22 protein-coding genes are annotated in these 24,912 nt (G+C 70.8%); 14 read left to right on the forward strand and 8 right to left on the reverse strand.

The features are described from left to right. The first annotated feature begins 39 nt into the window (after positions 1-39). Genes acsA through ACIF83_RS18680 form a run of 5 tightly spaced genes read left to right on the forward strand, consistent with a single transcriptional unit; the run spans position 40 to position 5,620 of the window. Complete coding sequence (gene acsA / locus ACIF83_RS18660) at positions 40-1,863, forward strand: acetate--CoA ligase (protein WP_399728057.1); 1,824 nt, start codon at positions 40-42, stop codon at positions 1,861-1,863. Further along, on the forward strand, positions 1,860-2,885 hold the full coding sequence (gene pdhA, locus ACIF83_RS18665; RefSeq protein WP_399728060.1) for a pyruvate dehydrogenase (acetyl-transferring) E1 component subunit alpha: 1,026 nt from the start codon (positions 1,860-1,862) through the stop codon (positions 2,883-2,885). The genes acsA and pdhA overlap by 4 nt, the downstream gene beginning before the upstream one ends. Then, positions 2,882-3,955 (forward strand): alpha-ketoacid dehydrogenase subunit beta, encoded by a 1,074-nt coding sequence (locus ACIF83_RS18670; protein WP_399728063.1) that lies wholly within the window; start codon positions 2,882-2,884, stop codon positions 3,953-3,955. The genes pdhA and ACIF83_RS18670 overlap by 4 nt, the downstream gene beginning before the upstream one ends. Before the next feature lies 1 nt (position 3,956). Beyond that, the gene (locus tag ACIF83_RS18675; RefSeq protein WP_399728066.1) at positions 3,957-5,339 is read left to right on the forward strand and encodes a dihydrolipoamide acetyltransferase family protein; all 1,383 of its coding nucleotides are present in this window, start codon (positions 3,957-3,959) and stop codon (positions 5,337-5,339) included. Between the two features lie 5 nt (positions 5,340-5,344). Then, on the forward strand, positions 5,345-5,620 hold the full coding sequence (locus ACIF83_RS18680; protein ID WP_398141492.1) for an acyl carrier protein: 276 nt from the start codon (positions 5,345-5,347) through the stop codon (positions 5,618-5,620). A gap of 81 nt (positions 5,621-5,701) precedes the next feature. Here ACIF83_RS18680 and ACIF83_RS18685 read toward each other — a convergent pair whose 3' ends face one another. Together ACIF83_RS18685 and ACIF83_RS18690 are read right to left on the reverse strand one after the other, a co-directional pair. Then, complete coding sequence (locus tag ACIF83_RS18685; protein WP_399728069.1) at positions 5,702-7,177, reverse strand: AAA family ATPase; 1,476 nt, start codon at positions 7,175-7,177, stop codon at positions 5,702-5,704. A gap of 106 nt (positions 7,178-7,283) precedes the next feature. Beyond that, positions 7,284-8,153 (reverse strand): universal stress protein, encoded by an 870-nt coding sequence (locus tag ACIF83_RS18690; protein ID WP_399728072.1) that lies wholly within the window; start codon positions 8,151-8,153, stop codon positions 7,284-7,286. Positions 8,154-8,584: 431 nt separating this feature from the next. On the opposite strand from ACIF83_RS18690, the gene ACIF83_RS18695 reads away from it, so the two are divergent. Together ACIF83_RS18695 and ACIF83_RS18700 are read left to right on the forward strand one after the other, a co-directional pair. Next, positions 8,585-9,190 (forward strand): hypothetical protein, encoded by a 606-nt coding sequence (locus tag ACIF83_RS18695; RefSeq protein WP_399728075.1) that lies wholly within the window; start codon positions 8,585-8,587, stop codon positions 9,188-9,190. 28 nt (positions 9,191-9,218) lie between these two features. Further along, a complete protein-coding gene (locus ACIF83_RS18700) occupies positions 9,219-9,506 on the forward strand; it encodes a DUF1876 domain-containing protein (RefSeq protein WP_399728078.1) in 288 nt (95 codons plus the stop codon). Between the two features lie 12 nt (positions 9,507-9,518). Here ACIF83_RS18700 and ACIF83_RS18705 read toward each other — a convergent pair whose 3' ends face one another. After that, a complete protein-coding gene (locus tag ACIF83_RS18705; RefSeq protein WP_393479472.1) occupies positions 9,519-10,193 on the reverse strand; it encodes a CBS domain-containing protein in 675 nt (224 codons plus the stop codon). Between the two features lie 116 nt (positions 10,194-10,309). Here ACIF83_RS18705 and ACIF83_RS18710 point away from each other — a divergent pair, with 116 nt between their 5' ends. After that, positions 10,310-11,230, forward strand: coding sequence for a pyridoxamine 5'-phosphate oxidase family protein (locus ACIF83_RS18710; protein ID WP_399728082.1), 921 nt, complete (start codon positions 10,310-10,312; stop codon positions 11,228-11,230). Between the two features lie 24 nt (positions 11,231-11,254). On the opposite strand, the gene ACIF83_RS18715 is transcribed toward ACIF83_RS18710, so the two are convergent. Continuing rightward, on the reverse strand, positions 11,255-11,935 hold the full coding sequence (locus tag ACIF83_RS18715) for a CBS domain-containing protein (RefSeq protein WP_399728085.1): 681 nt from the start codon (positions 11,933-11,935) through the stop codon (positions 11,255-11,257). Positions 11,936-12,415: 480 nt separating this feature from the next. Between ACIF83_RS18715 and ACIF83_RS18720 the strand changes: the two genes are divergently transcribed. Both ACIF83_RS18720 and ACIF83_RS18725 read left to right on the forward strand, forming a co-directional pair. Next, the gene (locus tag ACIF83_RS18720) at positions 12,416-13,741 is read left to right on the forward strand and encodes a cellulase family glycosylhydrolase (RefSeq protein WP_399728794.1); all 1,326 of its coding nucleotides are present in this window, start codon (positions 12,416-12,418) and stop codon (positions 13,739-13,741) included. A gap of 262 nt (positions 13,742-14,003) precedes the next feature. After that, positions 14,004-14,795 carry a DUF4239 domain-containing protein gene (locus ACIF83_RS18725; RefSeq protein WP_393479465.1) on the forward strand — a complete coding sequence of 264 codons (792 nt, stop codon included), beginning with the start codon at positions 14,004-14,006 and terminating at the stop codon, positions 14,793-14,795. Between the two features lie 106 nt (positions 14,796-14,901). Here the strand turns inward: ACIF83_RS18725 and ACIF83_RS18730 are convergent, their stop codons facing one another. From ACIF83_RS18730 to ACIF83_RS18740, 3 genes are all read right to left on the reverse strand, one after another. Beyond that, positions 14,902-16,065 carry a serine hydrolase domain-containing protein gene (locus ACIF83_RS18730; protein WP_399728088.1) on the reverse strand — a complete coding sequence of 388 codons (1,164 nt, stop codon included), beginning with the start codon at positions 16,063-16,065 and terminating at the stop codon, positions 14,902-14,904. A gap of 600 nt (positions 16,066-16,665) precedes the next feature. After that, positions 16,666-17,940, reverse strand: a complete 1,275-nt coding sequence (locus ACIF83_RS18735; protein WP_399728091.1) for a M20 family metallo-hydrolase — start codon at positions 17,938-17,940, stop codon at positions 16,666-16,668. Between the two features lie 179 nt (positions 17,941-18,119). Continuing rightward, entirely contained in the window at positions 18,120-19,241 is a 1,122-nt protein-coding gene (locus tag ACIF83_RS18740) for a diaminopropionate ammonia-lyase (RefSeq protein WP_399728094.1), read from the reverse strand. Positions 19,242-19,358: 117 nt separating this feature from the next. Between ACIF83_RS18740 and ACIF83_RS18745 the strand changes: the two genes are divergently transcribed. After that, positions 19,359-20,282, forward strand: coding sequence for a LysR family transcriptional regulator (locus ACIF83_RS18745; RefSeq protein ID WP_399728097.1), 924 nt, complete (start codon positions 19,359-19,361; stop codon positions 20,280-20,282). Here ACIF83_RS18745 and ACIF83_RS18750 read toward each other — a convergent pair. After that, complete coding sequence (locus tag ACIF83_RS18750) at positions 20,275-21,537, reverse strand: DUF418 domain-containing protein (RefSeq protein ID WP_399728100.1); 1,263 nt, start codon at positions 21,535-21,537, stop codon at positions 20,275-20,277. The genes ACIF83_RS18745 and ACIF83_RS18750 overlap by 8 nt on opposite strands. Positions 21,538-21,753: 216 nt before the next feature. Here ACIF83_RS18750 and ACIF83_RS18755 point away from each other — a divergent pair, with 216 nt between their 5' ends. From ACIF83_RS18755 to ACIF83_RS18765, 3 genes are all read left to right on the forward strand, one after another. Then, positions 21,754-22,422, forward strand: coding sequence for a response regulator (locus tag ACIF83_RS18755; RefSeq protein WP_393479449.1), 669 nt, complete (start codon positions 21,754-21,756; stop codon positions 22,420-22,422). After that, on the forward strand, positions 22,419-23,531 hold the full coding sequence (locus ACIF83_RS18760; protein ID WP_393479448.1) for a sensor histidine kinase: 1,113 nt from the start codon (positions 22,419-22,421) through the stop codon (positions 23,529-23,531). Before ACIF83_RS18755 ends, ACIF83_RS18760 begins: the two co-directional genes overlap by 4 nt. Before the next feature lie 627 nt (positions 23,532-24,158). Beyond that, positions 24,159-24,848 carry a histidine phosphatase family protein gene (locus ACIF83_RS18765; protein ID WP_393479445.1) on the forward strand — a complete coding sequence of 230 codons (690 nt, stop codon included), beginning with the start codon at positions 24,159-24,161 and terminating at the stop codon, positions 24,846-24,848. Positions 24,849-24,912: the final 64 nt, after the last annotated feature.

Consider the following 24,912-nt stretch of genomic DNA (forward strand, 5'->3'; position numbering starts at 1 on the left):
GACAGATGGTCGAAAAGGGCAGACAGGAAGGTGGCCGCGATGCGATGGGAAACGGTCCGGAAGGACGCTCCGCCTCGCGTCGAGCCGAATCTGGACGACTACGAGAAGGTGTGTGCGGGATTCGCCTGGCCTCAGGCGCGTGCCCACCTGCAGGGGCTGCCCGGCGGACGGGGACTGAACATCGCGCACGAGGCCGTGGACCGGCACGCCGCTTCGGACCACGCCACGGCCGTCGCGCTGCGCTGTGTCCGACGGGACGACTCCGTGACCTGTGTGACGTACGGGGAGCTGGCCCGATCGACCGCGAGGTTCGCCAACGTGCTCCGGACCCTCGGCATCGGTCACGGTGACCGGGTGGCGACGCTGCTCGGCCGATGCCCCGAGCTGTACACCGTGGTTCTCGGCACGCTGAAGAACACCAGCGTCCTGTGCCCACTGTTCTCCGCGTTCGGACCGGAACCGGTCGCCATGCGCCTGACGCTGAGCGACACGCAGGTACTGGTCACCACGGCGGAGCTGTACCGCAGGAAGGTCGCCGGACAGCGCGAGAGACTCGCCGCCCTGCGGCACGTACTGATCGTCGGCGAGGGCGCGGACGAGCTGCCAGGCACCGTGTCCCTCGGCGCGCTGATGAACGAGGCAGCCGACACCTTCACCATTCCGCCGACCTCGCCCCACGACATGGCCCTGCTGCACTTCACCAGCGGCACCACGGGCACCCCCAAAGGCGCCGTGCACGTGCACGAGGCTGCCGTGGCCCATTACACGACCGCGCTGTACGCGCTCGATCTCCACGAAGACGACGTGTACTGGTGCACCGCCGATCCCGGCTGGGTCACCGGCATGTCCTACGGGATCGTCGCGCCGCTCATGCACGGGGTCACGGTCGTGGTCGACGAGGGCGACTTCGACGCCCGCCGCTGGTACCGGATCCTCGCCGACCAACGCGTAAGTGTCTGGTACACGTCGCCGACGGCGCTGCGCATGCTGATGCGGACGACGCCGCGCTCAGGGCCGTACGATCTGCCCCGCTCGTTCGACCTGAGCGCGCTGCGGTTCATCGCGTCCGTCGGTGAGCCGCTCAATCCGGAGGCCGTGCTCTGGGGCAGGGACGTCCTCGGGCTGCCGGTGCACGACAACTGGTGGCAGACGGAGACCGGCGCCATCATGATCGCGAATTACGCCGCCTGCGAGATACGCCCGGGGTCGATGGGGCGTCCGCTGCCCGGCGTGGAGGCAGCGGTGGTGCGACGCGGGGAGGACGGCCGGGCGGAGCGGGTCGAGGGCCGTGTCACCGTCCTGGAGGAGCCCGGTGTGGAGGGCGAACTGGCGCTCCGGATCGGCTGGCCGTCCATGTTCCGCGGCTATCTGCACGACGAGCCTCGCACCGCGGCGGCTTTCGCGGACGACTGGTACCTCACCGGCGACCTGGTACGGCGCGACGCGGACGGCTGGTACTGGTTCGTCGGGCGCGCCGACGACATGATCAAGTCGGCGGGACACTTCATCGGGCCGTTCGAGGTCGAGAACGCCCTGATGGAGCACCCGGCGGTCGCCGAGGCCGGGGTGATCGGCCGGCCCGACCCCGTCGCAGGGAGCATCGTGAAGGCGTTCGTCACGTTGACGCCGGGCTTCGAGGCGACCACGCAGACCCGGCAGGAGCTGCTGGCCTTCGCCAGGCGCCGGCTCGGCCCGGCCGTGGCACCGCGTGAGATCGCCTTCGACCAGCACCTGCCCCACACCCGCAGTGGAAAGGTCATGCGCCGCCTGCTGCGAGCGCGTGAACTCGGCCTGCCCGAGGGCGACATCTCCACCCTGGAACGGGCCGGCTCCTCCCTGGACACATCGGAGGCGTCCGCATGAGCACCACCCGCGCCCCACGCAGACCCCGGCCCGGGGCCCGGCCGAACCATCAGGCGGCGCACCGCCTGGCCCTGCTGGAGTCGATGCTGCGCGTCCGCCGCTTCGAGGAACGCTGCGTGGAGCTGTACAGCGCGGCCCGCATCCGCGGTTTCATGCACCTCTACATCGGCGAGGAAGCCGTGGCCGTCGGTGTCAACGAGGCCCTCACGGACGAGGACGCGGTCGTGTCGACGTACCGCGAACACGGCCATGCGCTCGCACGCGGGGTGCCGGCCGAGGCGATCATGGCGGAGATGTTCGGCAAGGCCACCGGCTGCAGCCATGGCCGGGGTGGCTCCATGCACCTTTTCGACGTCGGCCGCCGCTTCTACGGCGGCAACGCGATCGTCGGCGGCGGACTGCCTCTCGCGGCCGGTCTCGCCCTCGCCGACCGCATGACCGGTCGCAACCGGGTCACCTGCTGTTTCTTCGGTGACGGCGCCTTCGCGGAGGGCGAGTTCCACGAGACGGCCAACCTCGCCGCGCTCTGGCAACTGCCCCTGCTGCTGATCTGCGAGAACAACCTGTACGCGATGGGCACGGCCCTGGCCCGCCATCAGGCCCAGACCGACCTCGCGCTGCGTGCCGCCGGCTACGGCATGGTCTCCTGGGCCGTCGACGGCATGGACGTCTTCGCCGTCGAGGACGCTGCCCGGCGGGCGGCCGAAGGGGTCCGTGCCGGTACCGGTCCGCACTTCCTGGAGATGCTCACCTACCGCTTCCGCGCCCACTCCATGTACGACTCCGACCGTTACCGGGACAAGGCAGAGATCGAACACTGGAAGGAGCGCGACCCGGTCGAAGGCCTCGCCCGGCGGATGCGGGAAGCGAAGGAGCTGTCCGACAAGGCCCGCGCCGCCCTGGAGGACCGTCTGTCCGCCGAGATCGACCAGGCCGTCGAGGCCGCCGAACGGGCTCCCGAAGAGGCTGTCGAGGATCTGCTGAAGTACGTCACCAGTCCGGTGGAGGCGAGCCGGCCATGACCACGACCCACGTCCGTACCGCCGGGCCCGCCCCACCCTCCGGCCGGAAGACGACCTACCGGGAGGCGATGCGCGAGGCCCTGCGCGAGGCCCTGCACGCCGACGCGCGGGTGTTCCTGATGGGTGAGGACGTGGGCCGCTACGGCGGTTGCTTCGGCGTCAGCCTCGGCCTGCTGGAGGAGTTCGGGCCGGAGCGGATCCGCGACGCCCCGCTGTCGGAGTCCGCCTTCGTCGGCGCCGGCATCGGCGCGGCCCTGGCGGGCATGCGGCCGATCGTCGAGATCATGACGGTCAACTTCAGCCTGCTGGCCCTGGACCAGATCCTCAACAACGCGGCGACCTTGCTGCACATGTCGGGCGGTCAGCTACCGGTCCCGATCGTCATCCGGATGACCACGGGTGCCGGACGGCAGTTGGCGGCCCAGCACTCGCACAGCCTGGAGGGCTGGTACGCACACATCCCGGGCCTGCGCGTGCTCGCCCCGGCGACCCTCACGGACGCCCGCCACATGCTCGCCCCGGCGCTGGCCGACCCCGATCCGGTGCTGATCTTCGAGCACGGCAGCCTGTACAACGCCTCGGGCGAACTGCCCACCGGGGCGGGCCCGGTCGACATCGACCATGCCGCCGTTCGCCGACCCGGGACGGACGTCTCGGTGATCACCTACGGCGGCTCCCTGCGCAAGGCGCTTGCTGCCGCCGACGACCTGGCGGGCATCGGCATCAGCGCGGAGGTCGTGGACCTGCGCACCCTGCGCCCCCTGGACGACACGACCATCGGCGACTCGGTCGCCCGCACGCACCGGGCCGTCGTCGTCGACGAGGGGTGGCGCACCGGCAGTCTCGCTGCGGAGATCTCCGCGCGCCTCACCGAACAGCACTTCTACGACCTCGACGCCCCCGTCGAACGGGTGTGCAGCGCCGAGGTCCCCATGCCCTACGCCCGCCGACTGGAGGAGGCCGCGCTGCCGCAGCCCGCCGGAATCGTCGCGGCCGCATGCCGTGCGGTCGGCGAGCCCGTGCCGACCGGCACGGACGAACCGGGTGCGGACGCCGGGAGGTCGAGCTGACATGGCCGAGTTCACCATGCCCTCGCTCGGCGCGGACATGGACGAGGGCCTCTTGCAGGAATGGCTCGTGGGTCCCGGGGACCGGGTGCACAAGGGCGACGTCGTCGCCGTAGTGGAAACCGACAAGGCAGCCATTGAGGTCGAGTGCTTCGAGTCCGGGACCGTGGGGCGACTGCTCGTCGAGCCGGGGACTCGGGTACCGGTCGGGGCACCGCTCGCGGTGATCGAGGGCGGGGGCGCGCCCGGCGTGCGGGCGGGCGCGCCGGTGGGCACGGGATCCAGGGACAAGCCTGCCAGGCAGCCCGTGGGCACTTCGGCCGGCCCCGAACACCTGCCTGCGAAGCTGCCTGCCGAGACCACGTCGGCCATCGGGGCGGGACCCCTGGTACGGCACCTCGCGTTGCAGCGGGGCATCGACCTGACCGCCGTGCACGGCACCGGACGGGGCGGACGGGTCACCCGTACCGACGTCGAGCGCGCGTCACCCACCCCACTGCCAAGAGTGCGAGCCACCCCGTACGCCCGGCGGCTCGCCCGGGATCTCGGCATCGACCTGACCACGGTCCGGGGCACCGGGGACGGCGGAGCCGTGCGCGCGGCGGACGTACACACGAACATGCGTGCACGACGGCACGAGCCGGAGCGGGAGACCACGCACGGACGGGACGCCGAGCAGCCTGGGCGCGGGGCTGTGCCGACCGACGGCGGAGCGGCACACCGTACGGACACCATGCGCCGTGTCATCGCCGACCTCATGAGCCGCTCCAAGCGGGAGATCCCGCACTACTACCTGTCCACCACGATCGACCTCACGGCGGCCGAGGACTGGCTGCACCGGTTCAATCGCGGCCGTCCGCCCACCGACCGGCTCGTTCCGGCGGCCCTCCTGTTGAAGGCCGCAGCCGTAGCAGCACGTGAGGTGCCGAAGCTCAACGGCTACTGGCAGGACGACGAGTTCGTCCCCGGGACCGCGGTCAACCTGGGGGTCGCGGTGTCGCTCCGGCAGGGCGGACTGCTCGCGCCGGTCGTCCACGGTGCCGACACGCTGTCACCCGACGCGCTCATGACCAGGCTCAAGGACCTCGTCCAGCGCGCTCGCCGGGGCCGGCTGCGCGGCAGTGAGATGTCCGGCGCCACCCTGACCGTCACCAACCTGGGTGACCAGGGCGTGGAGACCGTGTTCGGTGTCATCCATCCGCCCCAGGTGGCCCTGGTCGGCTTCGGCGCGGTCGTCGAGCGGCCCTGGGCAACGGGCGGCATGCTCGGTGTACGCCCGGTGGTGAGCGCGACCCTGGCCGGGGACCACCGGGCCACGGACGGTGCCGTGGGGGCGCGCTACCTGACGACGGTCGACCGACTGCTGCAGAAGCCGGAGGAGTTGTGAGTCAGATGAAGCCCCTGGACGAGACGGAAGCCATGTCGGTGGTCAAGGAGTCCATCACCCGGATCATCCCCGACGCGGACTTCACGCTGGTCGGACCGGACGACAAGTTCCGTGACGTGCTCGAACTCGATTCGCTCGACTTTCTCAGCCTGGTGGAAGTGCTCTGCGAACGCACGGGAATCCGTATCGACGACGAGGACTACCCCGAACTGACCACGCTGGCCGACGCTGCACGGTTCCTGGTCGACAGGTCGCGGGACAGGACCGGCCCGGCGTCGTGAACCCTCACCGAAGGAGTGAGTGACCGGGGCCCGTTCGGTGGCCCAGGAGGTCTGTTGCGGGCCGTGGCAGACGCGTGCACCTCAGTCCGGCTCCATGTAGGGGCGACGGAAGACCGGGGCCTGGCCGGCGCCCCATGGGCGTACGGCTGTGAGTGCCCGGGCGACCGCGGACTCCAGGGGGCCGCCGGTGTCGACCGCGACGGCCTCGGGCCAGGGTGGTTCTCTTGCCGCCATGGCGGCGGCGACGTCGGGGCCTGCATCGGACGGGCCGACGGCGCGCGTGGTCAGGCGGGCGGTAGACACGTCACCCGGCGCCTGGCAGTGCAGGGCCACCAGGTCGGCACTGGTGCGTTCCGCCACGCGCAGGGCCGCCTCGCGTTGTCCCGCATCGGACCAGGTGGCGTCCAGGACGACGGACTCGCCGGAGGACATCAGCGCGGCTGCGCGATCCAGGAGGGCGGCGTAGGTCTTTGCCGTCCACTCCGGCGTGTAGAGGCCCTCGCCGTAGTCGGCGGCAGCGGACTGCTCCGCGGGGATGCCGGCCAGCTCCTTGCGGAGGCGGTCGCTGCTGAGCAGGGTGACCCCCAGCCGGTCGGCCAGCGCTCCGGAGAGGGTGGACTTCCCACTGCCGGGCAGCCCGCCGACGAGGGTGAGCGACACGGCAGAGGTGCGCAGGTGGCGCAGTGCCGTCGAGGCCAGCCGCCGCGACGCCGCCGCCGCGCCGGGCGCGCCCTGCCGGGCCTGGATCAGGGAGACCTTGGCGCGGACGAACGCCCGGTAGGCGACGTAGTGGTGCCTCAGGGAAGAGGGCGCGGGATCGCCGGAGTACTCGCCGTACTGGGCGAGGAAGTACGCGGCTGCCTCCGGGGCGCCGAGCTGTTCCAGGTCCATGGCGAGGAAGGCGGCGTCGTCCAGGCCGTCGACGTAGCGGAGACGGTCGTCGAACTCCAGGCAGTCCAGCACGCGTGGGCCGTCGTCGAGGCAGAAGATGTCCTCGGCGAGGAGGTCGCCGTGGCCGTCGACCACTCGCCCCTGCTCAATTCGGGAGTCGAAGAGCCGCTTGCGGCCGGCGAGGTAACGGCGGACCAGCCGCTCAACCTCGGTCACCTGGTCCAGGACGAAACCCTCGGCAGCCAGTGCGCGGACCTGCGCGAAACCGGCCTCCCAGCGGGACGAGAGCGCATCCCGCGTGCCCTGCTCGTTCACTTCGCGGCCACGGGGCGCCTCCGCGTGCCAGGCGGCGAGATGCCGGGCGACCGCGCGGAGGACGTCGTCGACTGCGGCTCCCTCACGTACCAGGTGGGAGAGGCGGCGGTCCGCCGGCATGCGGCGCATCACCACCAGGGGTTCGGGCCCCTCCGCGTCCGGGCTGCGGAACTCGCCCAGACCCAGGTAGACGTCGGGGGCGAAGCGGCGGTTGAGAGCGACTTCGCGCTCGCACGCGGCCCGGCGGGCCGCCAACGTGGTGTAGTCCAAGAACTCCAGATCGACCGGCTTCTTGACCTTGTAGGCGCGGTCGCAGGCGAAGAACACGATCGCGGTGTGAGTCTCGAACACCTCAGCGCGTGGCAGCGGCTCACCAGCGTGCCCGGCGCCGGACCGGAGCGCGGACGCATCGATGGCCCGAGGCACCGGCCGCGCCGATGTCCCGCTGGGGCCGGGCTCAGTCATGAGGGACGACGGCGACGGGGCAGCGCCCGTGATGAACGGCCGCCTGCGCCACGGGACCCAGGTGGGGCGCGAGACCATGACGGTGCCGGCGACGGCCCACGACCAGCAGCACGGCGCCCTCGGCAGCCTGTACGACTGCCTTGGCCGGGCTTGCCAGACGGACGCTGTCGGCCACGTCCACCCGCGGGTACTTCTCCCGCCACAGGTGGAGCGCCTCGCTCAGCTGCCTGTACGCATCCCGGGTGATCTCCTCGGTGACCTCGTGGTCCACGCCCCAGGGAACCCGCGCATGGAGCGGCACGCTGCGGCCGTGGACGGCCAGGAGAGGAACGCCCCTGGCCGCGGCGGTGTGGAAGGCGAAGTCGAGCAGGGCGTCGGAGGATCCGTGCAGTTTCAGGGCCACGACCACACGGCTCGCGGGCGCCGGAGGCGGTCCTTGCTCCCGGGGTTCGGCGCGGACCAGCACCACCGGCCGCTCCGCCCGTGCCACGACGGGCATGCTGATGTCACCCAGGAAGTAGCTCTCGAAGGGCTCCAGACCACGCGAGCCCAGCACCGCCATCTCCGACTCCGACGCGGCTTGGAGCAGGGCGTTCTGAGCGTCGTCGGCAACCAGGTTCCCGACGATGGACAGCCCTGGGTGGCGCGCCTGGAGCTCCGCTCGCGCCGTGTGGACGAGACGCTTCGCCCAGTAGTTCTGATCGACTTCCGCGGGGACGCGGGCCGGTTCGGGCGCCAGCAGCGGCCACGCGTGCAGCAGGCGCAGGGTGAGCCTGCGCTTCTCGGCCTCGTCCGCGGCCCAGCGGGCAGCGGCGAGGCTCTCGGGTGAACCGTCGAGGCCCACGGTGACGGCTTGTTGCATGGCGGCGGCCTCCGTCTCGTAAGAAGCTGGAAATGACGGGTGGACGTCCGATCCGGTGACCGGCCCGGACACCACCTGGATGCCGATCGCGGTGCTTCTCTCATTCGAGGATCACCCCGATCCCCTCCGAGACGCATGTGGACCTGTGGAGGCGTGGAATTCCGCACAAGAGGAATCAGGGCGGTGATGATTCCGGCGGGCTCGGAGATCTCGCCGACATGCTTCTGGGCGCTCCTGCATCACGCGCTGTGTCCCGCTGCGGTCGTACCCCACAGATGACGGCCACCGGCTGAGACGCCCGTGCCGACCACCGCCCTCTTGGGGCCGGACGCCGGTCGGCAGGGACTTTCGGCCCTGTGACCGAAGCCGGCCGCCGTCCGATGGTGGACGAGGCGGGGGAACCGGACCAGCAACGTGCTGGAGGCCGCATCATGAGCGCACACGCTTCGCCGTCCGCATCCGGTCCGCCCCGGCCGCGCAAGGGGGACGTGCCATACGAGGCGAACCCGCTCAGGCGTACGTCCGACAGGTGTGAATCCTGGTTCCACCGCCTGCTGATGCTCGTCCTCGTCCTCGGACTGCCGGTCGCCGCGCTCGGCGCGGGGCATACGGCGTACGAGTCATCCATGCGCACCGTGCATGCCCAGGCCGTGGAGCGACACGAGGTCACCGCCCGGCTGACGTCCGACGTGCTGGGCGACAGCCGAGTGTCCAAACGACAGGCGCCGATCCGCTGGACCCAGCGGAACGGCATCGTGCGGACGGGAACCGCCCTCGTGGAACCGGGCACACCCGAAGGCGCGATCGTGCGGGTGTGGGTGGACCGGGACGGGACCGTCACCAGTCCGCCGATGAACGTGGCCGGCGCACAGGCGAACGGCTGGTTCGTGGCCGGTATGGCGGCGCTCGGTGTGGCCCTTGGTGTGCGCGCCGCACGGGCAGCCATGCGCCTGGCGCTGGACCGGCGAAGGTACGCGCGGTGGGAGGCCGAGTGGGACCTGGTGGAACCGCAGTGGTCCGGGCGCTTCCGCCGCTGACCGACAGACCGGAGTGAGGAGGAAGGCAATGTCGCACACGACTGAGTGGAAGGTTCGCCTCCATCTCTTCGAAGACGACGACGGAACGACCAAGGCGCATGTGGTGCTGGACACCGGTACCACGGCGCTCACCGGCAACGGAACCGCGCACCGTCATCCGGCGGACACGAACGTGCCGGAGATCGGCGACGAGCTGGCGGCGGGCAGGGCCATGGTCGACCTCGCCCACCAGCTGCTGGAAGTCGCCGGACGCGACATCCAAGCCATGGGTGCGCCCCGGCTGAGCACCCGTGACCCCGCTGGACGGCTCGTCTGAGACCCTGCGGACTCAGGAAGTAGTGGGGAAACGCCCGGCATCGTCCGTCCGGTACGCGATGTGGCCGGCGACCGAGACAACGCCGTCGACACCGCGGCACAGCTGCTCGATGACCGGGATCAGGCTCCGGAACTCCACTGAACCGCCGAGGTCGACACGCCCGTCGTGGACCTCGACCGTCACCTCCGAGGGATCGAGCCCCATCGTGCGCCGCAGCAACTCCTGAGTGATCTCCTCGCGGATGGCGTCGTCACGGCGCAGGAAGATTCGCAGCAGATCGCCACGGCTGACGATGCCCAGGAGCCGGTCCGCCTCGTCCACCACGGGCAGCCGCTTGACGTGCTGCGCCTCCATGAGCCGCGCGGCCTCGACCACGCTCCACTCCGGACGTGCGCACACCGCGGGAGCCGACATCAGTTCCTCGGCGCGGGACCCCTCGGCCTTGGCCCGCTCCGAGGCTTCCAGCTTCGGGACCGGAACCCTGCCTGACGGATCGACCTGGTCAGCGCTCTTGCGGAGCAGGTCGGCCTCGGACACCACACCGATGGGGCGCTCCAGGTCGTCCACCACGGGCACTGCGGTGACGTCGTTGTCCGCCAGCAGCCTGACGAGCTCCTTGAACGGCGTGTCACGCCGTGCCCGGACGACGTCCCGGGTCATGAGCTCCTCGACCGTTCGGTGGTGCATGTCGCCTCCCTGATACGGGCAGCCCGCCTCGCGGATACGGGGTCTCGTCCCGTGCGGCGGTGCCTTCCGCGTGGCAGGTTGGAATACAGCACCATTCTGAGCAGAGGGCGGCGATCATGCGAGCTCACCTCGGTGACCAACTCGTCATCGAAAGTCCGACGACCGGCGGCGCCAGGCGCGACGGCGAGATCGTCGGCCTCCACCACTCGGACGGAACCCCTCCGTACGACGTGCACTGGTCGGACACGGGCGAGGTGACGCTCGTCTTCCCCGGGCCCGACGCGCACATCCGCCATCTCGAGCACGAACAGCCCGGGACCACGCACGAGGCACCGCCGGGCACGACCGGGGCGGAGCCCGTGTCCACGGTCGCCGCTCCGGCCGGGACACCCAACCCCGGCGACATCGGCCGGCGCGTGGGCACCGAACGCCGCAGACAGGGTCTCAGCCTGGAGGAAGCGGCCCGCCGCGCGCGCATGTCGCCCAGCTACCTGTCATATCTGGAGGAACAGCCCGCCGATCCCACGATGCCGGCTCTCATCAGGCTGGCCGACGCGCTGGGCACTTCGGCCACGGCGCTGCTCGGCGGCGGCGTGGATCTCCCGCCAGGCCAAGGCCACGCACTCCTGCACCCTCAACTGCGGGACCTCAGCCCCGATGAATGCCGCGCCCTGCTCTCCACGCACGGCATCGGGCGCGTCGCGGTGTCGACGTCCGACGGCCACCCGGCGGTCGTCCCGGTCAACTACGACGTCGTCGATGAAGCCATCGTCTTCCGTACGGCGCCCGACTCCGTGGCCGCAGCGGCCGTGGGAACGGAGGTCGCCTTCGAGGTCGACCACGTGGACGAGGCTCTGAGCCAGGGCTGGAGCGTGCTCGCCGTCGGCCCTGCGAGCGTCGTGACCGAGCCGGAGGTCGTGCGCGGGCTCGCCCAACGCGCCCACACCACGCCATGGGCCGGCGGTGAGCGCGAGATGTGGGTGTCGATCCGCCCCACGAGCCTCACGGGCCGTCGCATCACTCCGGCCGACGAGTAGACACGGGGCGCGGCGCACCTGCCGCTACTTACCGGTGATCTCTGGTCTGTCCTGGCGGAACCCTTCGCCGACGAGCCGTGCCTCGACGCCCACCACGCCCTCCAGGGCACGGACGAGGCGCTCGGCGACCCAGTTGAGCGAGGTGTCGGGGACGCGCCCGCGGAGCGTGACGACCCCGTCCCGCACGGACACGTGGATGGCGTGACCCACTGCGGGGAACAGGTACGACACCACGGTGCGGCGGACTTCCTCCTCGATGTCCTCGTCCGACCGCAGGAAGACCTTCAACAGGTCGCCTCGGCTGACGACGCCGGAGAGCCTGTCCTCGTCATCGACCACGGGAAGCCGCTTGACGTGCTCCTTCGCCATGATCCGGGCCGCCTGGGCCAAGGTGACGTCGGGGCGGACCGTGACCGCGGGCGCGCTCATGAGCTCCTCAGCGGTCAGCGCCTCGGCCTTGGCCAGTGCTGACCGGTGACGGGTCCGATCACTCCGGGTGGGACCGTCATCCCGGAACTCCTCCTTGGGCAGCAGGTCGGCCTCCGACACGACACCGACCACACGCCCCTGGCCTGCGACGACCGGCACGGCACTGACCTGCCGCTGCTCCATGACCCGCACGATCTCCTTGAACCGCGCATCGCGCCCGACGGCCACCGCGGGACGGGTCATCACATCGCTCACGATGTGCGGAGGGTCAGGCATGGCAGGGTCCTTCAGAGGCGCACCGGAGGAACTGGTTCGGCCGCATGCCTCCAGCATCACCGCGCCGCAGCATCGCGCAATCCGGCCGAAGGCCGCCCGGTCCGGGGCCGGACGCACAGGTCGCGGCTGCGCAATCGCGGGGCTGCTGTTGGGGTCGATCAGCCTCTCGTCGGCCGGGTCGTGGTGGGGGTCCGGGAGCCGAGCACCGGTGCGGGCGCCGTGCGGTTCGCCGTCCGCGAGGAGCGGGCCTCGACCGGTCTCGACGAGGCACTGCGCGAAGCCATTCGGGGCGCTCTACCGCAGCCGACCTTCAGCCGGCGACTCGGCCCCCCAGGTGGCTGCAGAGGCGAGAAACGGCTTGTACGACCACTTGAAACGGGCCACGGCTACTGATGGGATGCGCGGCACCCCGAACTCGACGGCCGGAGGTTCCCCGTGGTGCTGCGAACGACTCTGACAGTGAGCGCAGTTGTCGCCGCACTGCTCGCCCCCACAAGCGCCCACCCCCGACAGGCCACGGTTGGCATACCCGCACTCACCGACCGGCAGGGACGTGTCCTCACCCTGCGCGGCTGGAACGTCGAGGACAAGACGAACCGGGGCGAAAAAGCCCTGACGGCCATCACCGAAAACCACTTCCGCGACATGCGCGCCAAGGGCTTCGACTTCGCCCGACTGCTGGTCTTCTGGGACGACCTGGAACCGCGGCGCGGCCACTACAGCGAGACGTACCTGCGGAAGATCGAACGCATCCTGGACTGGGCGGCCCGACATGACATGAAGGTCGTGATCGACGCCCACCAGGACGTCTTCGGCCCCGCTTTCGGCCACCGCGGCATTCCCGAGTGGGCGACCAGGACCGACGGACTTCCCTTCACCGCCCACCCGGACGACTGGTTCGCCGAGTACTTCGAGCCCGCCGTCCAGCGCGCCTTCACCCACCTCTACCAGGACCAGGACCTCCAACGCGCCCAGGCCCGGGCGTGGCAGGTCCTCGCGGAACGCTTCGCCCACCACCCGGCGCTCCTCGGCTACGACCTCATCAACGAACCCATGGGCGAGCTGCGCCAGGGGGAAGACCTGCCGACGGCCGCCCGCCGGATCGAGCACGATCAGCTCACCCCCATGTACAACCGCCTGGCCGACTCGGTCCGTTCGGTCGATCCGGACTCCTGGGTCTTCGTCGAACCCACCCCGATCGTGGGCGAGGGCGTACCGACCGGCCTCGGCCGCATCGACGATCCCAAGGTGGTGTACGCGCCGCACTTCTACAACGCCGCCATGGAGGCGGGCGCCGACTACGATCCCGGCGCCGGGTGGATCGCGGCCTACGAGCAGGCCGTCACCGAGTACCCCAAGCAGTACAAGGTCCCGATCGTGGTCGGGGAATGGGGTCCACTCAACAGCTCCCTGCCGAACATGAAGCGCTTCTACCACGACGCGATGGACTCGCTCCGCCGCTACGGTTCCGGCTGGGCGGGCTATGTCTGGTGCTACGGCGGCGGGTACTGCGCCGTCGACGACGCCGGCGCCTTCCGCACCAACAAGGAGCTGACCGCCGAACCGTACGCGGAGGCAGTGGCAGGCACGATCCGCTCCGCCTCGTACAGCCCCGCCGATGCCGTATACCGGCTGACCTACACCGCGGCGCGCCAAGGCTCGCGGCTTACAGAACTGTCCCTGCCCCCCGGCCCATGGCGCATCGCCACCCACGGCAATGCGGTGATCCTACGCAGGACCACGGGCAAGGCTTGGGTCCTGGCAGCCCCAGGCAGCGAAGTGACGATCACCGTCGAGCACGGCTGACAGGCCGACGGGTCTCAGACCTGTGGATCGATGAGGTGAACAATACGGAGTGCAGTAGCCCGGGTCCGGCTACCCGGTGAGTTGGCAGGACGATCCCCTTACGCTCGATCGTGTGGACTCCTGGGGACGCCGGACGCCCACCGCGAAGCGGACCGTGGGCTTCGCAGAGCGCAGAGGCGCCGTTCCCGGGCCGTGTTCACGCCCGTAGGCCCGACCGTCGGGCGCGACGCCGGGGAGCGTCATGTCCCTAGACTCCCCGCACATGTTGCTCTGGCTGCTCAATCATTTCAGCACCTTCACCCTGGCCGTGGTCACCGTCGGCGGGACCGTCGTCCTTGCCGTCGCCGGCAGTGTGCTGCTCCGCCGCAGATACCCGTCGCTGGCCAAGGGCGAGCACAACGACATGGTCGGAGTGACACTCGGGATGTTCGGCGCGATCTACGGGATCATCCTGGCCTTCGTCATCGTCACCCTCTGGACGCAGCTGGAGAGTACGGAGACCATCGTCGCCACCGAGGCCACCGATGTCTCGCTCATCGCCCGCGATGCCGCTGCTTTCCCGACCCCGGTCCGCGCCCGCCTCGACGCCGCGCTCGGCGACTACGTTCACGCGGTCGTGGAGCAGCAGTGGCCTCGGATGCGCGCGGGACACCCGAGCTACGGGGCCACCGCCGGCAAGCTCCAGTCCGTCTACGACGTGCTGCAGACGTACGAACCGAAAGCCACTCGCGAAGAGGTCTTCTACGAGCAGGCCGTGGACCACGTCAACGACGTCGCCTCCCAGCGCCGGGCCCGGCTGACCATGGCCGAACAGCAACTCCCCCCGCTGCTGCAGATCCTGGCCTTCGGCGGCGCCGTCGTCCTGATCCCGCTCACCTTCCTGTACGGCATGCGAAAGCTGCGGATCCAGATCCTCTTCGTCGCCTCCGTCGCCGCTCTCATCGGGTTCAGTCTGCTCCTGGTCTTCGTCCTCGACCGCCCCTTCGCCGGCGAACTCAGCGTGAGCCCGGCGCCGTTCCGCCAGGGAGCGCTCGCGCCGTACTGGACCAAGTGAGTCCGGAGTAACCCGTTTTCGCAGCGCAAGCCGCCAGGGACGCCCCAGCCCTCAACACCCCACCCATACAGCGAAAATGCTCGCTCACGGACTTCTCGAACAGGCTTTAGTGCCCATCGGCCGCCCGTACCGCGGCCTCGACCAAGCGATGGTTCTCCAGGCCCGCACCGAATCCTGACGGCATGCCGAAGCGGCGGCGCGTGTACGCGTAGGCCACACCGCTGGCCGGGTCGGCGAGGGCGAGTGAGCCTGTCGCCCCGCTGTGTCCGAACGCGTCCGGGCCCAGGACGCGATAGCGGCTGCTCAATTCCTCGAAGCCCAGGCCGAAGACGTCCTCGTTCCCGGTGACCAGATCGGTTCCGCGATAGTGGACCCGGGCGAACTCGGTGATGGTCTCCGGCTTCAGCAGCGGCACCCGGCCGTCCACCTCGGTGATTGCCGCGGCGTACATCCCCGCCACGCCCCGTGCGGTGCCGACCCCGCCGGATGAGGTGGGCCCGAGCGCCCGCACGGCTCGGGTGTTCGCGAAGGCCACCAGGTCGGTCGGCGGGGTCGCGTTCTGGTTGAACGCGATGCCCGTGACGCTGTCCGGGGCCGCGGCGTTGGCCGCGAGTTGCTCGGCCTCCTCCCTCGTCGGCAGCAGCGGCAGCACCTCGGCATAGCGCGGTTCGAGCGCCTCCGGCAGGCCCAGGTGGAAGTCGAGCCCGTACGGCGCCCGGATCCGCTTCGCGTAGATCTCCTGAATCGAGCGGCCGGTCACCCGCCGCACCACCTCGCCGGTCAGGGCGCCGATCACGAAGGCGTGGTAGCCGTACGCCGTTCCCGGCTCCCAGAAGGGCCGTTGGCCGGCGAGTCGCGCGGCCATCAGTCGATCGTCGGCCAACTCGCCGGGGGTGAAACCACCATCGACGCCGACGACGCCGGAACGGTGTGCGAGCAGCTCGCGCAAGGTGAGCCGTTCCTTGCCCTTCGCCCCGAACTCCGGCCAGTACGCGGCCACTTCACGGTCGAGGTCGAGGACGCCTTCCTGGACCAGAAGCGCGACCACGAGGTGGGCGGCACCCTTGGTGATGGAGTAGAGGCCGGTCAGCGTGTCCGCCGTCGTACCGGGACCGGCCCACAGGTCGGCCACCCGGCGGCCGTCTACGTGCACCACGAGCTGCGCCTCGGGCGCGTCGCACATCTCGCCGAGCACCGCGGCGAACTCCTGCCGCACGCCCTCGAACCCCGCCGCCACGGTCCCGTGCACCCTGCCATCGTCGTGCGCCACGGCCTGCCCCTCCTTGATCAACTGCCGGTCGGGAGACACAACAGCCGTACGCGGACGGCCATTCCCGCGGTGACAGGAGCTCGACGACAGGACCACGGCGCTCTCGATCTCCTGCTCGGCGTCGACGTCGAGGGGTACAGCTCCTGCAAGGTCCGGCCGAGAGCCTCAGGAGCAGAAGTCGGCGACGGTGGCGGTGAGGATGTCGGTGAGGCGGTCCACGACACAGGCGAGGACGACATCGCCGCGCAGGGGGCCGCGGGCGGCGGCGACGAGCGAGGGGCGGCCCGGGTGCTTCTCCAGGCGATGGACGTCGAAGGCGCGAGCAGCGAGCCACTCGCTGCAGAAGTCGGCGATGGCGGTCTCACCGGTCCCGCCGGGAACGAGGTCCGGGTTGACGGAGTCGATGGAGACCAGCCGGGCCAGCAGGCTGCCGGGGTCCGGGTCGAGGGGTTCGGGAGCCGCGGGGGTCTAGGAGGTCTCGGGGAGCATGAAGGCCTTCCGGAGTTCTGCCCACGCCCCGGGTCCAGGGCGGGGTGGTGAGCACCGCACGTAGGTGGGGGTTTCTGCCGAACGGTCGCTGCTGTGGGACGCCGTCGGCGGTCACTCCAGGCCGGCCAGGCGCAGGAGGGTGGTCGCCAGGACGTCGACGCCGTGGGCGCACGCCTCGGGGGTGGAGTACTCGCGGGGGTTGTGGCTGATGCCGTCGTACTCTCCGCGTACGAAGATCATGGCCGTGGGGCAGAGCGCCGCGATCTCCTGGGCGTCGTGGCCGGCGCCGGAGAGCAGGGAGATGTGCTCCAGGCCGTGGTCGTCGGCAGCCTGCGCGATGAGCTTCTGCACGCCTTCGTCGAACGGGACGTAGGCGGTCGTGGCCGTCCGCCGGGTGGTCAGCGACAGGCCCGGCCGGCTGTTCTCGAGGTCGCACAGGAATGCGGCCAGGGCCTCCTCGGCCCGGGCCATCTGGGCGTCGTCGGGGTTGCGCAGGTCTACGGTCAGTTCGGCGCGGGCCGGGACGATGTTGGTCAGGTCGGGGTGGACGACCAGGTGGCCGACCGTGGCCCGCAGGTCGCCGTAGGAACCGGAGTCGACCAGGGACCGCAGGTGGACGATGATCTGGGCTGCGGCCAGGCCGGCGTCGGCGCGCAGGTGGGTGGGGGTGGTGCCGGCGTGGGCGGCGCGGCCGTGGATGGTGATCTCCTGCCAGGAGATGCCCTGCACGCCGGTGACGACGCCGATCTCGACATCGTTCTCGGCGAGGACGGGGCCCTGTTCGATGTGGCACTCGACGTAGGCGTGCGGCGGGGCGAGTCGTACGTCGGTGGGACCGTCGAAGCCGGTGCGGGCGAGTTCTCCGCCGAGGGTACGGCCGTCCCGGTCGGTCAGGGCATGGGCGTACTCCAGGGTGAGGCGGCCGGCGGCGACCGCGCTGCCGAGCATGTCGGTGCCGAAGCGGACGCCTTCCTCCTCGGTGAAGACGCCTACCTCGATCGGGCGGCGGGTGGTGATGCCACGTTCGTTCAGGGTGCGGACGACCTCGATGCCGCCCAGGACGCCGAGGCAGCCGTCGAAGGCGCCGGCGGTGGCGACGCTGTCGATGTGCGAGCCCGTCAGGACCGGGGCCGCGGTGGGATCGGTGCCCTCGCGGCGGCCGTAGATGTTGCCCATCCGGTCGACACGGACGGCCAGTCCGGCCTGTTCCATCCAGGCGATGACCTGGCGGCGGCCGGCCGTGTCCGCATCGGTGAGGGCCAAGCGGTTGACGCCGCGCAGGCCGGTGCGCTCGTCGTCATAGGCGCCGATCTCGGCGAGGTCCATCAGGGACCGCCACAGCCGGTCTGCGTTGACGGTGATCGTGTGGGGGGCGGGGTTCATCATGACCTGGCTCCCGGAGGTTGTCGGTTTCAGTGGGGTGGGGCGACGGCACGGCAGCCGTGTGCGGGCAGGCACGGGTCGGCCGGGAGCGGTGGCAACCGCGAGGCCGAAGCCGATCAGCGTGACGCCTGCGGTCCGCCCGAGCGCGCGGTGGACCCGGGGGTCTTGCAGGTGTTGCGGGCTCAGTGACCGGCGCTGGAGTGCGGGTTGGCAGCAGTGCCCTCGGTGCTCAGCAGTACGACCACCGAGGACGGCCCGAGCCCCAGTGCCGTTCGGCGTTGCTCGGCGTCCACGCCGGTGAGCGCCGCACGCAGACCGGCGAGCGACGCGGCCCCGCAGGGACCCGAGGAGATGCCGAGAGCCGCGAGATCACCGGCCGCGCGGGCGCTGTCGGCGTCGGCGACGGCGACAGCCGCGTCCAGCCCACCGTGCAGGTAGGGCCAGGCGATGCTGGACGGAGTGCCGCAGTTCAGCCCGGCCATGGTGGTGTCCCCCGTCGTCACGCTGACGGGTACGCCGAGGGTGAGGCTCTCCAGGACGCAGGCCGCGGACTCCGGCTCCACCGACAGCAGCGCCGAAGCGTGCCCGGACGGGCGGCTGCGGTAGTGCGTGACCACAGCCTGGGCCAAAGACCCCACACCCACCGGTATGGAGACGAGGTCGGGGCCCGCCCTGACCCCTTCGGCGGCCAGCTGCTCGTCGATCTCGGCGCAGAGAGTGGAGTAGCCCTCTACGATCCACCCGGGGATCTGCTCATATCCCGGCCAGGCGGTGTCCTGGACCAGGACCGCGTCCGGCGCGGCAGCCTCCTCGGCCGCCAGGCGTACGGCCTCGTCGTACGGCCCCGGGACCTCGGTGACCTTCGCCTGCTCGGCGACGATGGCCGCCACAGCCTGCGGATGCACACCCTGCGGTACGAAAACGTGCGCGTGCTGCCCGAGACGGTGTGCCATACGGGCCACGGCGCGGCCGTGATTGCCGTCGGTGGCGGTCACCAGGGTGACCGGGCCCGGGTCCCTTCCGTTCGCGGCCCGCTCGGCAAGGGCGCGGTGGATCGCCCAGGACGCGCCCAGCGCTTTGAACGCGGGCAGCCCCAGACGGGACGACTCGTCCTTGACGAAGACACGACCGACTTCCAACTCCGCGGCCAGCGAAGGAACTTCGGACAACCGGGTGGGCGCGTAGTCGGGCAGGGAGAAGTGGAAGCCGCGGACCTCGGCGGGCGCGGGTGCACACCGCCAGGCGCGGGCACCGAGCCGAGCAGACCACGGCAACGTACGGGAGGGGGGATCGTTCTCACACACACGACCAGGGTCCGACGCCCTCCTACGATCGGTCCAGCGAATGTTTTCGACCTATACTCGTCGAAGAAACCGACCATTCAGCCGTCGGGCCCGCGACGGCGAGGAGAGCGGCTGCTCATGTTCGACCTGCACCGGCTGCGCCTGCTGCGCGAACTCAAGCACCGCGGCACCCTGGCGGCCGTCGCCCAGGCCCTCTCCTACGCCCCCTCCTCCGTCTCCCAGCAGCTCTCGCAGCTGGAGGCCGAAGTCGGCGTGCCGCTGCTGGAACCGGTCGGGCGGCGGGTACGGCTGACCGAGCAGGCCGAGATCCTCGTCGCCCACACCGAAGCGCTGCTCCAGCGCCTCGAGCGAGCGGAGGCCGACATCGCCGCCTCCCTGACCGATCTGAACGGCACCCTGCGCATCGCCTCGTTCCAGACCGCGGCACTCACTCTGGTCCCGACCGCACTCGGCCTGCTGCGCGAGCTCCACCCCCACCTACGCGTCCACGTCACCCACATGGAGCCGGAAAAGGCCCTGCCCGCCCTGCAGGCCCGCGACTTCGACCTGATCATCGCCGAGGAATACCCCGGCAACCCCAACGCGCGGCCGGCCGAACTCCAACAGGAAGACCTGCTCGACGACACCCTGCACCTCGCCCTGCCGAAGCCGGCCGACAGCACGGAGACCGACGGCCCGATGGCGGCGCTGCGCCCACTGGCGGACCACCCCTGGGTGATGGAACCCGAAGGCACAGCCGCGCGGCACTGGGCCATGTCCCTGTGCCGCAGCGCCGGCTTCGAACCCGACGTACGGTTCGAGACCACCGACCTCCTGCTCCACGTCCGCCTCGTCGAGCAGCACCACGCCGCGGCCTTCCTCCCCGATCTGGTCTGGAGCGGCCGACCTCCGACCGTCCCGCTCCGGCACCTTCCCCGCGGCCAGCGCGCACGCCGCGTCTTCACCGTCGTACGCCGCGGCCGAACCCGACATCCCGCCATCCAGGCATGCCGGGATGCCCTCCGCCGAGCCGCCGCTCTCCACTCCCACATCTCTACTTGACGGTTTGTGCCAACTGCGTGGCGCTGTGGAGAAGCTGTTCCAGGGGACCGCGCCGAAACAGCCGGGTCCACACAGTCGCCAGGAGCATGGCGCCAGCGATGAAGGCCAGCAGCACGGGCAGGGCGGACAGGGTGTCCCCGTCGACCGCCGGCACGTACCAGACGTCGCTGAAGAACCACAGCGCGACGATGTGCAGCACATACATGGTCAGCGCAGTCATGCCGACCGCGGCAACGGGTGCGGCCAGGCGTGTGAGGCGCGGCATCCGTTCGGCGACGGTCAGGCACGCGGCGACCACGGCGAGGGCGACTCCGGTGTTGCCGACGATGGAGAAGGTCGTCTGGCTGTGCGGTGCGGCCACCAGCAGCCAGGCGAGCGGGGTGTGCCCCTCGGGCTCGCCGACGGTGTCGGACCACCAGGCGGACGCTGCCGAGCCGCCGTCCGTGGCGGAGGCGACGGCGGACAGGGCACCGGGGACCAGGCGCAGGGCGAGCCAGGAGCCGCCGTAACCCAGCAGAGCCAGTGCCCCGCCCACGAGTGCGAGCCGGCATCTGATGCCCGGGCGAGTGAGGTCCAGCCGGGCTGCTGCCATGCCCGCGACCAGGAACGGGATCCAGGTGAGCGCCGGATACGCGCCCGTGAACAGGAGTTCGATGATGCCGTCCGTGCCGGTGATCCGGGCCAAGGGGTCATGGGCGGTGACAGTGTCCGCCCAGTTCCCGGCCTCGATGGACGTTCTGATCACGTACAGCACCTGGGGAAGGACCAGCGCACTCGCGGCAGCGATGAGGGCGAGCGTCCCTGCCCGCAGTCGGTGCAGCGGGAGCACGGTCAGGAAGAGCAGCCCGTAGACGTTGAGGATCACGTCGACGTCGGTGTCCAGGGCCGCCAGCGCGTAGCCGAGCGCCAGCAGGACGACGGCGCGGATCACGATCCTGGCCACTGCCTGACGGCCCGCATGCCCGGTTCGGGGGTGCGGGCGGCCCGTGATGATGACGAGCGAGAAACCGGCGAGCAGCGCGAAGAGGGCGGAGGAACGGCCACGCGCTGTCTCCAGCAGGAATCCCACCGGGCCGCCGACCGCCACATCGGGCCCGACGTGCACGGAGTACATGCCGAAGACCGCGAGTCCCCGAGCCAGGTCGATACCGATCAGCCGCCCCGTCGAGGGCCTGTCGGCGAGGACTCGGAATCGGTCGAGCCCCAGCGGCGGTGCCACGTCCGCCGGCTCGGCCGAGAGTGCTTTCGGCGCCATGCCTGATGGGTTCCCGGTGAGCCGCCCGAACCACCCCGGCGGCCTTCCGAAGCCACCCCGTCGCCCGGCCGAAACCACCCGGCCGGTCGGCCTGGGCGCCCCCGTCCGACCGGCTGGGACCATGCCGCCAACCGGCGGGTATTCCGTGCCGGTCGCTGGAGGTGGCCACCCGCGGGGGTACGCATCGAACGGGGACATGCGACGAGCGGAGCGCAGGTGATCCGGGTACTGGTGGTCGATGACGAAGCCTTGATCCGTACGGGTTTCACCCACATTCTCAACACCACGAACGACATCGAGGTCGTCGCGGCGGTACCCGGTGGCGAGGCCGTCCGCACGGTGCGGGAGCTGCAGCCCGACGTCGTTCTGCTCGACATCCGGATGCCGGACGTGGACGGGCTCACCATTCTGGCCGAGCTGGGCCGCATGCCGCAGGCTCCGGTGGTCGCCATGCTCACCACGTTCGACGCCGACGAGTACGTGGCGACGGCGCTGCGCTCGGGCGCCGCCGGATTCCTGCTCAAGGACACCGACCCCGAGGAGCTGCCCCGCCTTGTGCGCACGCTGGCGGAGGGCGGGACCGTCCTGTCGTCCCAGGTCACCCGCAGGATCGTGGACGGCTACCTCGACCACGGCGGGCGCGAGCCCGCCGCCGTCCGCCTCGCCGGCCGGCTGACCGAGCGCGAGCGTGCCGTGCTCGTCCTCATGGCCGAAGGACTGGCCAACACCGACATCGGCGAGAGGTTGCATCTGAGCACCGGCACGGTCAAAGGCCATGTCACCAACGTGCTCGGCAAACTGGAGGTCAGCAGCCGCGTCCAGGCGGTCCTGATCGCCGAGCGCGCGGGCCTGCTCACCGCAGAGCGGGACGGGGGCGCTCGGTGAGGCCCCGACGGCCGCCGGATCTGCTGCTCGACATCGCCCTCGTCGGGTTCGCGCTGGCCGACACATGGGTCAACGTCGGTGTCGGGGATCCACCGGCAACTGCCTGCGCGCTGGTCGGCGCTCTCGCCCTCGCTCTGCGTCGCCGCCTGCCCTTGACGACCTTCGTCCTCGCGCTCCCCACCGCCCTGGTCACCGACGCGGTGGTCGCCCCCATGGCCGCGCTGTACTCACTGTCCTCGCTCAGCCGCCGCCGTCTCCTGCTGGCCGGCTGTGCGCTGACGTACGCGGTCATCGACTTCCTGCCCTGGCCGTGGTCGTCCATGGACGCCGCGGAGCTGGGCCAGACGAACAACCTGTTCCACCTCAGCTACACACTGGCCACCGCCGCGGCTCCCGTCTTCCTCGGCCAACTCGTCCAGGCCCGACGCGAACTCTCCCTGCGGCTCACCGACATCTCCGAGGCCCGCGAGCAGGAACGGCTGCTGACCGCCCAGAGCGTTCTGGCGAAAGAACGCGCCCAGCTCGCCAGGGAGATGCACGACGTGGTCTCCCACCAGGTCAGCCTCATCGCCGTACAGGCCGGAGCGCTCCAGGTGGGCAGCCAGGACGCCGAAACGAGAGAGGCCGCTGCCACGATCCGCCGTCTCAGCGTGCAGACCCTGGACGAGCTGCGGCACATGGTCAGTGTCCTGAGGGCCTCCGGCAGCCGTCCCACGGAGCTCACCCCCCAGCCCTCCCTCGCCGATCTGCAGCGCCTGGTCGACGCCAGCGGCATCGAAGCGAAGCTGGAAACCGACCTTCCCGAGGAGCTTCCGCCCCCGGTGCAGCGCGCCGTCTACCGCACCGTCCAGGAAGCATTGACCAACGTCCGCAAACACGCCCCCGGCGCGACGGCAACCGTCCGTGTCCGCCACAGGGACGGCGCCCTCCACACCACCGTCACCAACACCGCCCCCACCCGACGCGCGTTCGCCCTGCCGAGCGCCCACCACGGCCTGGTCGGCCTGGCCCAACGAGCCGAGCTCCTCGGCGGCACCGTCACATCCGGCCCCACGGCCCAAGGCGGCTATGAGCTCTGCCTCGAACTTCCCGTCGAGTGGAACGGGTGAACGCTCCTGCCCACACGGAAGTCCCTGGCGGCGGGGCGTGACGACGACGGCTGTGCTCTTGAGTCACCCGAGAAGGATCCGTCCCCGATGCGTCGGGCCAGCGCGCCGGTGCGACGGGGGGCTGCGCAGCGCGTACAGAAGACGGGGTCCCCGCGCCGGAACATCGTCCGGACGATCTTCGAGACCACGTCGAGCGACATGCCACGGGTGACCGATGCCGGGTTCGGCCGGGTGGCGGGGCCGCGTCAGCCGGTCGGCGGGGTGCTTCCGGACACCTGACGGATGGTGCAGCTGGGGGGCTTTCGCCGACGCTGGAGCACACGAGGCAGGCCGTGGGGTCGGCAGTGTCATCCGCTGCCGGGCCGGCTGCTCCGCCTCGTGCTCGCCTTCGGAAGGGCGGCTGAACGGTGTCGATCTGGCAGCGCTCCGGCAGCCCTGGTCATGCCGAAGGCCCCGTCGGTCCCGAGTCACCGGTGGGTGCCCCTAGGGGCTGGGTGACGGAGGTGGCTCGGGGCCGCTTCACTGCCCTGTTCGCTCTGCCGGCAGGGCTGTCACCCAACTGATCAAGCAACCGTCGCCTGGTCTCACACCATCGGAGTCGTGCCGGGCCAGAAGGAGGTCGGTCATATGACGATCCACCTGACGTTTCTGTGCGTGCCCGGTGGTGACGCCACCCGGGATCCACTCCTCGGCGACACTCCCCTGAGTGAGCGCAGCCTGCGCATGGCAGCCGCAGCGGGACCAGCTCTCCCGCCCCACCGGCTGGCCGTCCGGGCGCCCTCGATCCGTTGCTCGCAGATCGCTGACGCCCTCGGCCTGGTCGCAGTCTCCGAGCCTGCGCTGCGCGATCTCGACCTCGGCAGGTGGTGCGGTCGCACCGTCGACGACATTGCCGCAGCCGAGCCCGACGGGTTCACCTCCTGGCTCACGGACCCGGATGCCGCGCCACACGGTGGGGAGTCCGTACGCCAGCTCTGCCGCCGGACGGCGGACTGGCTGAGCACCGTGGCGCCCGAGACCGGCCACACAGTGGCCATCACCGAAGCAGCCGTGATCCGGGCCGCGCTCATTCATGCTCTGGCCGCACCGGCAAGGGCCTTCTGGCATCTCGCTGTGCCACCCCTGTCCGCGGTCTCTCTCACCCGGCAAGGCGGCTGCTGGGACATCCGGCTCGCCTCCGGCACTCCCCGGGAGGGCCAGCGATGGCTCCTCTCGCGATCCAGCGGCGCAGGCACGTCCGCGGCGGCCCACCTGGGCGGCTGGAAGCGATCGAACTCCTCCCGGGAAACGATCTTCGCAGCGGCGAGAAGGCTCTGACCAGCGCATTCCCATCGACTCCCGTGATCAAGAGCCGGTCGGCCGCTCAGTGAGCCGCCACGCG

Source organism: Streptomyces sp. NPDC085866 (genome assembly GCF_044541035.1).
Taxonomy (GTDB): domain Bacteria; phylum Actinomycetota; class Actinomycetes; order Streptomycetales; family Streptomycetaceae; genus Streptomyces.